7 protein-coding genes are annotated in these 14,259 nt (G+C 74.1%); 6 read left to right on the top strand and 1 reads right to left on the bottom strand.

The annotated features are described in order from the left end of the window. Positions 1-17: 17 nt before the first annotated feature. Positions 18-2,582 carry an aminopeptidase N gene (pepN, locus tag B056_RS0115775; protein WP_018502829.1) on the bottom strand — a complete coding sequence of 855 codons (2,565 nt, stop codon included), beginning with the start codon at positions 2,580-2,582 and terminating at the stop codon, positions 18-20. 379 nt (positions 2,583-2,961) lie between these two features. Here pepN and B056_RS0115780 point away from each other — a divergent pair, with 379 nt between their 5' ends. The 6 genes from B056_RS0115780 to B056_RS36725 all read left to right on the top strand — a co-directional run bounded on the left by B056_RS0115780 (position 2,962) and on the right by B056_RS36725 (position 14,235). Beyond that, positions 2,962-4,410: an AI-2E family transporter gene (locus B056_RS0115780; protein WP_026239760.1), complete on the top strand. Its 1,449-nt coding sequence runs from the start codon at positions 2,962-2,964 to the stop codon at positions 4,408-4,410. Between the two features lie 79 nt (positions 4,411-4,489). After that, positions 4,490-5,224 carry a mycothiol-dependent nitroreductase Rv2466c family protein gene (locus B056_RS0115785; RefSeq protein WP_018502832.1) on the top strand — a complete coding sequence of 245 codons (735 nt, stop codon included), beginning with the start codon at positions 4,490-4,492 and terminating at the stop codon, positions 5,222-5,224. Positions 5,225-5,285: 61 nt separating this feature from the next. Then, positions 5,286-5,771 carry a ribose-5-phosphate isomerase gene (locus tag B056_RS0115790; RefSeq protein ID WP_018502833.1) on the top strand — a complete coding sequence of 162 codons (486 nt, stop codon included), beginning with the start codon at positions 5,286-5,288 and terminating at the stop codon, positions 5,769-5,771. Between the two features lie 1,298 nt (positions 5,772-7,069). After that, positions 7,070-8,293: a dolichyl-phosphate beta-glucosyltransferase gene (locus tag B056_RS0115805; RefSeq protein WP_230203020.1), complete on the top strand. Its 1,224-nt coding sequence runs from the start codon at positions 7,070-7,072 to the stop codon at positions 8,291-8,293. Positions 8,294-8,401: 108 nt separating this feature from the next. Beyond that, the gene (locus B056_RS36720) at positions 8,402-12,634 is read left to right on the top strand and encodes a DUF3367 domain-containing protein (RefSeq protein WP_230203021.1); all 4,233 of its coding nucleotides are present in this window, start codon (positions 8,402-8,404) and stop codon (positions 12,632-12,634) included. Further along, a complete protein-coding gene (locus tag B056_RS36725; protein ID WP_230203022.1) occupies positions 12,622-14,235 on the top strand; it encodes a condensation domain-containing protein in 1,614 nt (537 codons plus the stop codon). Before B056_RS36720 ends, B056_RS36725 begins: the two co-directional genes overlap by 13 nt. The last annotated feature ends 24 nt before the right edge of the window (positions 14,236-14,259 follow it).

Below are 14,259 nucleotides of genomic sequence, written 5' to 3' on the forward strand. Positions count from 1 at the left end.
CCCGGCGCGGCGGACCGTCAGCCGGCCGAGCCGGCCACCGGCCCCGCAGTGTCCTTCGCCCGCGCGGCGAGGGCCCGCACGAGCCCGTCCCGGCCTTCCATCAGGGCCCGGCGCAGCGCCGGCACCGGGTCGCGCTCCGCCAGGTAGGCGTCGGTCAGCTCCACCGTCGACTGCTCGATGACCCCGGACGGGAACAGCATCTGGGTGATCGTCTGGGCGGTGTCGAACGAGCGGCTCTCCCAGATGCCGCCGATCTCGGCGAAGAACCGGTCGACGTACGGCCGGGTCAGCTCGAGCTGGTCGGAGATCCAGAACCCGCCCATCGTGGCGACCGCCAGGTGGTTCGACAGGGTGTCCGAGTCCATGACCGCCGACCAGGCGTCCGCCTTGGCCTGGGCCGTCGGGCGGGCGCTGCGCGCGGTGGCGGCGCGCTTCTCCCCGGTGGCGGTGTTGTCCCGGGCGAGCTCCGCGTCGATCTCGGTGTCGCCGTAGACCCCGCGCGCGACGAGCTGGATGAGCAGGGTCCAGCGCAGCTCGGTGTCCAGGGCGAGCCCCTGCACCACGTCGGTGCCCTCGAAGATCGCCTTGACCCGGGCGATCTGCTCGGGCTCCTCGGTCTGGGCGAAGGCGGTGGCGAAGACGAGCTGCAGGTCGCTGCCGGGCTCGGCGGAGCGCATGAGCTCCTCGGCCCGGGTGGTCAGCTCGCGCAGCGCCGCCGGGCGGTTCGCCGGGTCGCCGTAGCTGTCGACCGTGAGCGCCGCCTTGGCGACCAGCGACTGCACCACGCCGATGTCGTCCTCGGCGTCGATGCCGGACAGCACGAGCCGGACGTAGTCACGGGCCGCGAGCTCCGCGTCGCGGGTCATGTCCCAGGCCGCCGCCCAGCACAGCGTGCGCGGCAGCGAGGCCGAGATCGTCCCGATCGAGTCGATCAGGGTCCGCAGCGACCGCTCGTCCAGCCGGACCTTGGCGTAGGTGAGGTCGTCGTCGTTGAGCACGATCAGGTCGGGCTGGCGGCCCCCGACGAGCTTCGAGACCTCGGTGATCTCCCCGACGACGTCCAGCTCGACCCGCTCGCGGCGGACGAGCGCGCCCGTGGTGTCCCGGTCGTAGAGGCCGATCGCGATCCGGTGCGGGCGCAGCGTCCGCGACGCGGTCGCGGGGGCGCTCGCCGGCTCCTGGACGACGTCGAACGAGGTGAACAGGCCCGACGAGTCGGTGAGGAACCGCGGCCGCAGCGTGTTCGCCCCGGTGGTCTCCAGCCAGTCGGCCGACCACGGGCTCAGATCCCGCCCGCTGGCCTTCTCCAGCTCGACGAGCAGGTCCTTCAGCGAGGTGTTGCCGTACTCGTACTTGCGGAAGTAGCTGCGCAGGCCGGCGAGGAACTCCTCCTGGCCCACCCAGGCGACGAGCTGCTTGAGGACGGAGGCGCCCTTGGCGTAGGTGATGCCGTCGAAGTTCGTGCGCACCGCGTCCATGTCGGGGGCGTCGGCGACGATCGGGTGCGTCGAGGAGAGCTGGTCCTGGCGGTACGCCCAGCCCTTCTCCGCGTTGGCGAAGGTCGTCCAGCCGTTGGTGAAGCGGGTGGACGTCACCTGCGCCAGCACGGACATGTAGGTGGCGAAGGACTCGTTGAGCCACAGGTCGTCCCACCAGCGCATGGTCACGAGGTCGCCGAACCACATGTGCGCCATCTCGTGCAGGATCGTCTCGGCCCGCCGCTCGCGGCGCGCCTCGGTGACCTTCGCCCGGAAGACGTACTCCTCGAGGAAGGTGACGCAGCCGGCGTTCTCCATCGCGCCCGCGTTGAACTCCGGCACGAACAGCTGGTCGTACTTCCCGAACGGGTACCGGTAGTCGAAGACCCGGTGGTAGAAGTCGAAGCCCTGCTTGGTGATCTCCAGGATCTCGCCCGGGTCGAGGAACTCGGCGAGCGAGCGGCGGCAGTACACCCCGAGGTCGATGCCGTCGTGGTGGTCGCGCACCTCGTGGTACGGCCCGGCGACCAGGGCGGTGATGTAGGTCGACATCACCGGGGTCGGGGCGAAGGAGGTCCGGGTGGCGTCGTCGGCGGCGCTCGCGCTCCCGGTGACCACGCTGTTGGAGATGATCCGCCAGTCGGCGGGCGCCGTCACCGCGAGGGTGAAGGCGGCCTTGAGATCCGGCTGGTCGAAGCAGGTGTACATGCGGTGCGCGTCGTACGTCTCGAACTGCGTGTACAGGTACACGGCGCTGTCGACGGGATCGACGAAGCGGTGCAGGCCCTCGCCGGTGCGGGAGTAGGCGCACTCGGCCACGACCCGCAGCTCGTTCGTCGCGGCGAGGCCGGGCAACGCGATCCGCCAGCCGTCGAAGACCTCCGCCGGGTCCAGCGACCGGCCGTTGAGGACGATCTCGCGCACCGCCGGGGCGGCCAGCTCGACGAAGGTCGACGCGCCGGGCTCGGCACAGGTGAACGACGCGGTGGTACTGGACAGGAAGGTCTCGTCGCCGACCGTGAGGTCCAGCTCGACGTCGTAGGACGAGACGGCCAGCAGGCGGGCGCGCTCGCGCGCCTCGTCGCGGGTGAGGTTGTGAGGCACCCGGATCCTTTCGCAGAAACGTCGCGGAGTCGGCGAGGACGCGCGGCCCACTCGCGCGTGCGCGCGTTCCCTCGCGGTCACATGCGGCCGTGGTCACCTGCGGCCGCGGTCGCAGGCGGTCATGACGTTGACCTCGGTGGCCAGTCTCCCATGCCCGGCGGCGGGCCCGGTGACGTCCGGGGCCAGCTGCGGGCCCGTCCCCGCCGGGCCCGGCGCCCGGCCCGGCGGCGGGCACCTCCGGCCTGGTCCGGGGGTGGAATCGTCCTGTCCGAACGTGTGCTGAGTGTGTTGTTCTCACCCTTGGTGGAAGCTTGCACTGAGCGTCGGGTTGGATGTGTCGAAGGACGGAACCTTCAGACACCGGACGTAGGGGGTGGCCGTGCGGCGGGTGGCGGGACTGGGCCGGGTCCCAATCCGTCGTGGTCAGAGGAGGGCCACCGCGGACGCCGCGGCCGGCTCCGGGGCCGCCGGCTCCGCCTCACCTGGCTCAGCGGGCTCCACGGGCTCAGCGGGCTCGGTCACACCGGGTGCCGCGGGCGCGGCGGGCACACCCGCGGGCGCGGCGGGTTCCGGCGGGGGCCCGGGTTCTGACGGCCGGCCCGCGCCGGCCGGCCCGCGCCAGCGCATCCCGCGCCGGCTGCGCCTCGCCAGGGCGGGGGCCGGCGCCGGCCCTCCGGAGCAGCAGCCGGGCCGGGGCGGCTCGGCCGGCACGGGCGGCAGCGGTGCCGGCGGCGATCTTGCGCAGGCCTCGACGGCCCACCGCGCCGAACAGCACGTGCCGGTGTCCCTGCGCGTCGCCTCAGCGTGGTCCTGGCGTCTGCTCATCATCGGGACGGCCATCTACATACTGGCCATGATCGTGGGGCGGGTGCGGATCGTCGTGATCCCGGTCATCGCCGGCCTGCTCATCGCCGCCCTCATCCACCCGATCGCGCACCGGTTCCAGCGGATGGGGGTACCCAGGCTCGGCGCGGCGTTCGCGGCCCTGCTGATCTTCCTGCTGCTCGTGGTCGGGGCCGGTGTCGCGGTGGGCTTCAACGCCGCCAACGAGATCCCCGCGGTGGCCGACCAGGTCAGCGAGGGGGTGGACCAGGTCCGTGACTACCTGACCGACGGTCCGTTCCACCTGTCCGAGGGGCAGATCGACGACCTGGTCGACGACATCCGCAACAGCCTCACGAGCAACCGCGGCCGGGTGGTCTCCGGGGTCCTGTCGACGGCGTCGGTCGCGGCGGAGGTGCTGACCAGCATCCTGGTCGCGCTGTTCTCGACCTTCTTCTTCCTCTATGACGGCGAGCGGATCTGGAGCTGGATCGTCACCCGCTTCCCCAGCGGGGCCGAGGACCGGGTCCGCGGCGCCGGCCGGGCGGCCTGGAACACCCTGACCGGCTACATCCGGGGAACGGTGTTCGTCGCCGCGGTGGACGCGGTCGGCATCACCATCGGACTGGTCGCGGTCGGTGCCCCGCTCGTGGCGCCGCTGGCGCTGCTCACCTTCTTCGGCGGCTTCATCCCGATCGTCGGCGCGACCGTCGCCGGCATCGCCGCCGTGCTGGTCACGCTGGTGTCGAACGGCCTGCCCGACTCGCTGATCATCCTGGGTGTGGTGATCGCGGTGCAGCAGGTCGAGGGCCACCTGCTGCAGCCGCTGGTGATGCGCCGGGCGGTCCGGCTGCATCCGCTGGCCATCGTCATCGCGCTGTCCGCGGGCGGCGTGCTCGCCGGGATCCCGGGGGCGATAGCCGCGGTGCCCTTCGTCGCGGTGGTCAACCGGGTGGCGACATACCTGGCCTCGACCGGGAAGGATCCACAGCCCGCGGATGGTTGACGTGGAACGAGGTCCGATGGCTCGGAAGGGCCATCGGCCCGGACACCGTCCTGTTCCGTGCGCCACCTTTGGAGCCGCCATGTCAGCCGACGCCGCCGTCTCGGTCGATTCTGTCGCCGACGGGCCCGCCGCACCCGCCGACCGGGCGGGATCCGTGGATGCCGCCGGCACCGCGGTGGGCACCGTCGAGGCGCTGCCCACGCCCGAGCCGGCGGTCGTCGACGCGGACTTCTGGTTCGACCCACTGTGCCCCTGGGCGTGGCTGACCTCACGCTGGATGCTGGAGGTCGAGAAGGTCCGCCCGGTCCGCACCAGGTGGCACGTCATGAGCCTGGCGATCCTCAACGACGGCCGGGACCTGCCTGAGCAGTACCAGGAGCTGATGAAGCAGGCGTGGGGGCCGGTACGCATCTGCGTCGCCGCCGCCGCGACCGCGGGCGAGGAGGTGCTCCTCCCGCTGTACACGGCGCTGGGCCGCCGCCGTCACCTGGAGAAGGCCGAGCTGACCGAGGAGACCTTCACCGCCGCGCTGGAGGAGGTGGGCCTCGACCCGGCGTTGGCGGCGGCCGCGCACTCCACCGAGTGGGACGAGCGACTGCGGGCCAGCCACTCCGACGGCATCGGCCGGGTCGGCATGGACGTCGGAACGCCCGTCATCGCGATCGGGGACAACGCGTTCTTCGGCCCGGTGATCACCCCGGCCCCGCGCGGTGAGGCCGCCGGCCGGCTCTGGGACGGCGTGCTCCTGGTCTCGGAGACGCCCGGCTTCTACGAGCTCAAGCGCAGCCGGGAGCAGGGCCCGATCTTCGGCTGATCCGGGAGGGGTTGGTCACCCGCGCGCGGCGGCGGACCGTGACCGGGCATGATGGCGCATCATGCGCGTCCATCTGGGTTCTGATCACGCCGGGTTCCACCTGAAGAAGGCTCTCGTCGCGCGCCTCGCGGAGCTCGGCCACGCCCCCGTAGACCACGGGCCCCTCGAGTACGACCCCGACGACGACTACCCGCCGTTCGTCATGGCCGCCGCGGCCGCCGCCGCGGCGGAGCCGGACAGCCTGGGGATCGTGATCGGCGGCTCGGGAAACGGCGAGGTCATCGCCGCCAACAAGGTTGACGGGGTGCGTGCGGCCCTGGTCTGGAGCGAGCAGACGGCGACCCTCGCCCGCCAGCACAACGACGCCAACGTGATCAGCGTGGGTGCCCGCATGCACTCGCTGCCCGAAGCGGTGGGGCTCGTCGAGATCTTTCTCGCGACGCCGTTCAGCGGGGAGCAGCGTCACCTGCGCCGGCTGCGGATGATCTCCGCCTACGAGCGCTCCGGGGAGATCCCCGAACCGTCCCCCTCCTCGCCGGCGTCCTGAGCGCCGTTCGGCCCCGGTTTCGGCCCGCGCCGGGTTCCACCGGCCCGGCGCGGCCGACCGGCGCGCGCCCGGCCCGCTGACGGGCTCGGCGGGCCTGTCGGCGGGCCCGATGGTTCCGCTGTCGGACCCGCCGGGCTCGTCGGACCCGATGGTTCCGCTGTCGGACCCGCCGGGCTCGTCGGACCCGATGGGCCGGGGTGATCGGTGGAGCGGGTGGCGGCGCGGCCCGCCGCCGGATCCGCGGGGCCGCCGGGCCCCGCCGGCGCGGGGTGGGCGTGGCGCAGCACGACCGCCTGCTCCGCCCAGGCCAGGTCCGCCCCGGTGGGGCGGGACACGTCCCGCGCGCGCATCGCGGCGCTGAGGCTCAGCCGGGAGCGCCCGGCGCCCACCAGGCCACGCAGCATCGCGTCGGTGCGGTGTTGGTCGTCCCGTGGCATGCCGTCTCCCGTCAGGTCCGCGACGCGGTGGCCGGTGGCCGGTGGAGCCGGTGGCCGGTGGAGCCGGTGGCCGGTGGAGCCGGTGGCCGGTGGCCGGTGGCCACCGTGCGTCGGGCGCGTGCGGGCCGCTGTGAAGGCCCCGCACCGTATGGTGCCCGCGCGGGTGCGCGGATGCGCGCCTCCCCGGGTAGAACGGCCGGCGGAACGCACGATGGTGCTATTCCGTGGGCGTAGTGACCACCCGCATCTCCCGGTACCGGTACCCCGTGGTCAGAGGGGCTGTTCCTATTCGGAAATCTCCTGGTAGCCCCGTGTTCGCGGGGGTGTCGGGAACTCGGCCCGCACCGGGTGCCGGGGCGACGGGCGGCCCTGCCGCGGGGCGCTGTCGGGGCCACCCGCCGGACATCCCCGCCGCGGTTCGTGCGACCGTCGACCAAGCGTCGCCGTCAGGTCCCGAAGTTTCATGCTGTTTCCGGGCCCGGGGGCATATGTGATGATCCGGGGCTTCTCGGGAGGTGGATGTGGACGATGGGTAGCACCTTGGTGTCGATGAGTACAATGTTCCCGGTGTTGCCGCTGGCCGTGAAGAACCCCGTCTGCCCAGCGGTGTCGATCTTCAGGCCATTCCGTATGCTGAGCGCCGATCTGCGGCGATCGTCGCGCGGGTATGGCCGGTAAGCGAGTGGAGCTGTCGTCCACGGGCGCCCGGACGTCGCCAGGACGGGAGGAAGTTGACAGAGCGCGCAGCTCCCCCGAAACTCGGCAATTCAGACTGGCCGCCACGGACAGACTCCATCCGGTGAGGGTCCGGTCATCGCTCCTGTCGTCACAGCCGAGGGGTGAGTAATGGACCGTGTGCCCGTGAGCGTCGTCATTCCCGCTTACAACGAGGCACTTCGTCTTCCGGCGTCCCTGCCGCGGCTGCTGGCCGTCGTGGGAAAGATCCCCAGGGCCGAGGTGATCGTCGTCGACGACGGGAGCACCGACGGCACCGCCACGGTCGCCGAGGACCTGCTCGAGGGCTTTCCCAACCACCGTGTGGTGCGTCTGCCGTGGAACTGCGGAAAGGGCACCGCGGTAAGGGCGGGCGTGTCGGCCGCGCACGGCCAGTCGATCGTCTTCATGGACGCCGACGGGGCCTCCGACGTGAACGACCTTCCGTTGCTGCTCGCCGCGCTGGAGCACGCCGAGGTGGCGCTGGGCTCACGCCGAATCGGCGACGGGGCCACCCGGACAAGCGGCCGTAGGGCCGGGAGCTGGGCTTTCAACCAGATTACGCGTTCACTCGCGGCGCTGGACGTCGCTGACACGCAGTGTGGCTTCAAGGCGTTTCGGCACGCGGAAGCCAAGATTCTTTTCAGTCTCGCGCGCTCCACCGGATTCGGATTCGACGTCGAGGTGCTCTCGATCGCGCGCTCGGTGGGCTATCGCATCGCCGAGGTGCCCGTGCGCTGGGAGGAGACGCCCGGCGGCACCTTCCGGATTACCCGGCACACCCCCGCGATGCTCGTCGACGTCGTCCGGGCCCGCCGGTACCTCAGCCGGGTCGGGCTTCCTCCGGTCAGCCGTCGCCCGGTCAGCCGTCGCCAACGGCTGGGCGAGCTCGGCGTCGTGGACGCGTCCGAACTGTTCGGCCGCCCGGCCACGCCGCGCCCCGTGGTGGGCGGCACGCCGTCCGCCGTGGGGGACCCGCAGGGTGCCTCGCCCGGCCAGCTGCCGGCGCCCGCGGCGCCCACCCGGCCCGGCACACCGGCCCGGCCGACGGCCCGCACCCGGCCTGGCACACCGGCCCGGCCGGTGCCGGCCGTCCGGCCCACGGCCGCCGCTCCCGCCGGGCCCGCCGCCGCTCCCGGCCGGCCCGGTCCCGCCCGGCCCGGTCCCGCGAACGCCCCCGTCCGGCCCACTCCCGCGGCTCCGGTCCTACCCGCCGGTCCCGTGCCGCCCGCCGCTCCCGCGGTACCCCGTCCGGCCCCCGCGCCGCGTCCCGCTCCCGCGGTCTCGGCCGTGAGCGTGGCGCACGGGCCCGCGCGGTTAACCCCGGCGTCCTCCCGTGGTGAGATCCCCGGTCCTTCGCCCGCACCGTGACCAGTGGAGCCCGCTCGGGTCCGGCCGCGCCGCCGCGGGAACCGGCCGCCGCCCGGGCGTCGTCGGCTCCCGCCGGTCGCACCGGTCCTCAGCCCTGTCGGTGCGAGGTTGTATGAAGGTCGGGCCAATCCCGACTACTGCCTGGAGCCTCCCATCTCCTCCTCGCCGGCCGGCCACGCCGTCCGCCCGGGTCCGACCGACCCGGCCGCCGATCACACGCCCGCGGGAGCCCGTGCCCGTGGCCCGCGCGGGGCGGGCCGGCCACGGCCCGACCGCCCCCACGGTGCGCCCGACCGGGCCTCCCGCCGGCCGCTGCTGGGGATGTTCGCCGGCTTTGTCGTGCTGTTCCTCCTCCAGTCACCGGGGAAGCTGACCGCCGACACCAAGCTCGACGTCCCGCTCGAGCCCTGGCGGTTCATGTCGGCCGCGACCCACCTGTGGAACTCGACGTCCGACTTCGGCTTCCTGCCGAACCAGTACGCCGGCTACCTGTTCCCGATGGGCCCCTTCTTCGGGCTGGGGAACCTGCTCGGCGTACCACCGTGGATCACCCAGCGGCTGTGGATGGCGTTGCTGCTCACCGCCGCCGCCTGGGGCACGGTCCGCCTCGCCGAGGCACTCGGGATCGGCAGTCCGGGCGCCCGCTACCTGGCCGGCCTGAGCTACGCGCTGTCGCCGATGTTCCTGGGCAAGATCGGTGCGACGTCCGTCGCGATGGCCGGGGCGGCGATGCTGCCCTGGATCACCCTGCCGCTCATCCTGGCGCTGCGTCCCGACGGCACCGGCGGGGCCGACACCGGCCACCGGGACGACACCGGGGAGCCGGCCCGGGAGCTGGCCGACACGCGGATGTCGCCGCGGCGCGCCGCGGCCCTGTCGGGGCTGGCGGTGCTGGGTACCGGCGGCGTCAACGCGACCGTCACGCTGTGCGTGCTGCTCTGCCCGGCCGTCGTACTGGTGTTCGCCGGCGGGACGAGGCGGGCCTGGGCCCTGCGCGCGTGGTGGTGCGTGTGCGTGGTGCTGGCGACCGCCTGGTGGGTGCTCGCGCTGGCCGTGCAGGGCCGCTACGGGCTGAACTTCCTGCCCTTCACCGAGACCGCCCGGACCACGACGGGGACGACGTCGGTCGGCGAGACGCTGCGCGGCGCCGCGGACTGGATGGCGTACCTGTCGCTGCCGACCCCGTGGCTGCCGGCGGCCCGCGAGTACGTGAGCACCCCGCTCGCGATCGTCGCCTCCGCGGTGGTGTCCGCCTTCGGCCTCGCCGGGCTGGCCCGCCGTGACCTGCCGGCCCGTCGTTTCCTGCTCATCACTCTCGCCGTCGGCGTGGTCTCGGTGGCGGCGGCCTATCCGGGCCAGCCGGGCAGCCCGCTCGCGGACGGTGTGCGCTCGCTGCTCACCGAGCCGTTCGGGTTCCTGCGCAACGTCTACAAGTTCCAGCCGGTCGTCCGCCTCCCGATGGCCCTGGGTCTGGCGCATCTGCTCGGCGTGGCCTTCTCGTGGCGGGCCGAAGGGCGCCGAGCCGAGGAGCCCGCCGCGGCGCGGGCGCGGGGGCCACGCCCTGACCGGCGCCGGCTCGGCCCGGCGCTGGTCGCGCTGGTGGCGATCGGCGCGCTGGTCGCCGGGATGGCACCGATGCTGCGCGGCCAGGGGTTGCAGCCCCGGCCCTTCAAGGACGTGCCGGACTACTGGGTCGAGGCGGCCGACTGGCTCGCGGACCATCCCGAGGGCGGGCGCGCCCTGGTGCTGCCCGGTGCCCCGTTCGCCGAGTACCAGTGGGGCCGTCCCCTCGACGAACCGCTGCAGTGGCTGGCCCGGTCGCCGTGGGGGGTGCGCAGCCTCATCCCGCTGGGCGGTGTCGGGACGACCCGTCTCATGGACGGGATCGAGCGCATGATGGCCACCGGCTCCACCCCCGGGCTCGCGGTGGCGCTGTCCCGGTCGGGGGTCGGCCAGGTGCTCGTGCGTAACGACATCGAGCAGAAGGACTGGGACATCCCGCCGTCGACGGACCAGCTGCACCGCTCGCTGCTCAGCTCCGGCCTGGTCCGGGCGGCGTCCTTCGGACCCGAGGTCCAGGCCCGCACGGGAGCCAAGGCACGGCTCGTCGAATCCCTGAGCAAGTCCGAGGATCAGGTGCCGGCGCTCGAGATCTGGACGGTCCCGGGCGGCGCCAGCATGGTCCAGGCCTATCCGGTCGACACCGGGGTCATCGTCTCCGGCGGCCCCGAGGCGACCGTCCAGCTCGCCGGCCAGGGGCTGCTGAGCGCCGATCGGGCGGTGGTACTCGCCGCCGACCTCGCCGAGGCGGACCAGTCCGCCCCGAGCGGTGGGACGACGATCACGCAGGCGCCCATCGCGGATCCACCACCGGCGTCGGCCGTCCTCACACCCACGACCGCCTGGGCGGTCACCGACACCAACACCCGCCGTGACTTCACGTTCGGCATCGTGCACGACTCGGCGTCCTACCTGCTCGGCCCGGACGAGACCGTCGCCGGCCGGTCCGGCGCGGTGAGCCAGTGGGTCGACCGGCCGGTGGCCGGTCACCAGACCGTCGCCGGTTACGCCGGGGGGATGTCCGTCCAGGCCTCGTCCTACGGCTACGACCTGCTCGCGGCGCCCGACTTCGCGCCGTTCGCGGCCGTGGACGGCCAGACCTCGACGGCCTGGACGGCGCTGCGCCGCCAGGGCGCGACCTCCCAGGGGCAGTGGATCCAGCTTGACGTCGGCCGGGAGATGTCCGCGCCCTACATCGACATCCGGCTGCTGGAGGAGGGCGACTGGCGTCCGGTGGTCGAGGCGCTGCGGGTGACCACCGAGCGCGGGTCGGCGGTCACCCAGGTCTCGGAGACCGAGGACATCCAGCGCCTGGCGGTGCCTCCGGGCGAGAGCCGCTGGTACCGGATCACCTTGGACAAGGTCAGCCGGGAGAGCGACCCCGTCCTCGGCGCCGGCCTGCGCGAGATCGAGATCCCCGGCGTGCGGTTCCAGCGGTACGCCCAGACTCCGGCCGACATGGCCGACCAGTTCCGAGCCCCGGGGGAGGGGCTGGTCGCCTACTCCTTCGAACGGACCAGGGTCGACCCGCTGCAACCCTTCGGCGGATCCGAGGAGATCACGCTGTCCCGGCGGTTCGAGGTGCCGCGCCGACTCACCTTCACCCTCACCGGCACCGCGAGCGCCCTCCTGCCGCCGTCCGGCGCCGCCGTCGACACGTCCGACGATCCGTTGGTCATCCCGTGCGGCCAGGGGCCGGCACTGATGATCGACGGTGTCCGCCACGACATCCAGGTCGAGGGCAGATACAGCGACATCGCCACCGCTCGGCCGTTCCGCCTCAGCCTGTGCTCGGCGGGCAACCAGATCACCCTGGACCCGGGGGATCATCTGATCACCGTCGACCTCGGTGCCTCGACGATGCTCGTCGACTCGCTCAGCCTGGTCGGCGTCAACGCGGCGACCAGCGACGAGAAGCCGCGGGCGACCCGGGTCGGAGAGTGGGGCGCCGAACGGCGCACGGTCGAGATCGGCGCCGGCGCGCGGTCCTTCGTGTCGGTGCGGGAGAACGCCAACGCCTCCTGGACGGCGACCCTGGACGGCAAGCCGCTCACCGCGGTCCGACTCGACGGCTGGGCGCAGGGCTGGATCGTGCCGGCGGGGGGCGCCGGCACGATCGTGATCGAGAACCTTCCCGGCCAGGACTACCGGCGCAACCTGCTCATCGGCCTCGCCCTGGTCGTCCTCCTGATCGTTCTGGCGGCCGTCCCGGGCCGGCACCGGCTCCGGCGCCGCTCCGCTCCCGACGGGTACCCGCTGGGCCTCGACCCGCGGCGCGTCCCGCCGATCGGGCTGCTCGCCCGCGTGCCGGGCGCGTGGGCCGGGACGGCGCTGGCCACCGCCGCGGTGTTCCTGGTCGCGGGCTGGCTGGCCCTCGCGGTACCGGTGCTGGTCCTCGTCGGCCGTCGGGTCCCGGTGGTGCTCGGCGTGCTGGCGGTGGCCGGCATGGTCGGTTCCGGCATCGCCGTCGCGGTCAGCCCCGACAGCATTCCGCTCTCCGACGAGGGCGCGTTCGGCTGGCCGGCCCAGACCCTCGGCTCGCTGGCCTTCGCCGCGACGATCGCCGCGCTCGCGCTGCGCCGGGCCCAGCCGGGCTCGCCCACGCCACCCGAACCGTCCTCAGCCGACCCCGCCGGTCACTTCCCGTCGCCGTCCGGCGACCGCGGCGACCGCGGCGACCGCGGCGACCGCGGCGACCCCGACGACCGCGGCGACCGCCCTGGCCGCGGTGGTTCCGCGAACGCCGACCTCTCCGGAAGGGGACGCTCATGGCCTCCCTGAGCACGCGGGCCCTGCGCGCGGTACGTGAGCCACGCGGTCGGCCCAGCCACACTCCCGCCCCGGGCCATGCCCCCGGGCGCGCCGAGCCCCGGGGCCGGGCCGGGCCGCGCCGGCCCGCCGCGTCGCCGGCCCGCGGCGCGGCGGGCCCACCGCCGCCGCCCGCGCCGTCCGGGCGAGCGGGGGCGGCGCCGGTGGGCCCGGAAGGGGGCAGCCACCGGCCGTTCACCGTGACGGAACAACTGATCCTCGCCTCGGATCGGCGCTGGTCGCCGCTGACGGTCGGCGTCGTCGCGGAGACGGACGCGGTGATCGACCTGGAGCGGCTGCGCCGCTCGGTCCGCCGGTCGATGCGCAGCCACCCGATGGCCCGCGCGCTGATCACCCCGGGCGCCGGCTCGGCGCCCGGCTGGCGGTTCCCGCCCGGAGCCGAACCGCTCGGCGAGCCGGTTCACGAGATCGACGTCGCTGCAGACGGCGCAGACGGGGCCGACGGGGGCGCGGCTGCCGACGCGGGTTCGGGCGGCGCGGTCTGGCGAGCCCTGGAGACGCTGTCCTCCCGGCCGTTCGACCTGCGGTCCTCCCCGCCGGTGCGCTTCCTGCTGGCCCACCGCCCGACCGGGGATGTCGTCGGCCTCGTGGCGCACCACGCCGCGCTCGACGGGGTCAGCGCGCTGGCGCTGCTCCAGGAGGTCCTCGCCGGCTGCCGGGTGGACCGCCCGGGCCGCCTGTCGGCCGGAGCCGGCGGGCCGGCCACCGCGGCCGTGCCCGCCCCGCCACCCGCCACGGCGTCACCCGCCCCGTCAGCCGGCTCGGCGGCCCCCGCGGCGCGGCCGGTCTCCGGGCGGAGGTCGCGCCATCTGGTGCCGACCGGCCCGCGGCGGGCCCGGGGTTTCGGGATGTACTGCGTGGACCTACCGGTCCCGCGCGGGCTGCCGCTGGCGGACGGTCGGCGGATGACCGTGAACGATCTGCTGATCTCCGCCGCGCACCTCGCGGCGGAGCGGTGGAACACCGAGCGGGGCCGTCCGACCGGCACCGTCCGGGTGCGGATGCCGATGGACGCGGCACCCGCCTCCTCGGCCGGCACGGCCCGTAGTGCGGGCAACCTGGCCGGCCAGGCGATGATCGGTACGAGCGCGGCGGACCGTGCGGCGCCCCAGCGGCTGGCCCGCAGGGTCGTCGAGCAGACCGTCGACGCCAAGCGGACCCCCTGGCGGTGGGCTGACGCGCCCGCGACCGCCGCGGTCACGGTCGCCATGTCGGTGCTGCCCGGGCCGCTGGGGCGGGTGGCCCTGCGCGGTGCCGTCGCGGCGACCCGTGGCTTCCTGACCCCGACCCTGGCCGTGAGTAACATCGGGCGCCCGGACACGCCACCGGCCACTGACGGGACGGCGCCGACGATCACCGGACTGTCGTTCACGGCCACCACGGGGATGCCGCAGGGGCTCCTGATCTGTGCCGCGGGTGGAGCGGACCGGCTGCGACTGATGTTCTGCCATCACCGCCGGCTGTTCGACCCGGCCGGGGTGCGGCGCTTCGCCGAGGTCTACCAGGTGGCGCTGGTGGAGATCGCGGGCAGCCTGGCCGCGGCGTTGAAGTGACCGCCGCGGGCCCGGCCCGCGGCG

This window comes from Parafrankia discariae (genome assembly GCF_000373365.1).
GTDB lineage: Bacteria > Actinomycetota > Actinomycetes > Frankiales > Frankiaceae > Parafrankia > Parafrankia discariae.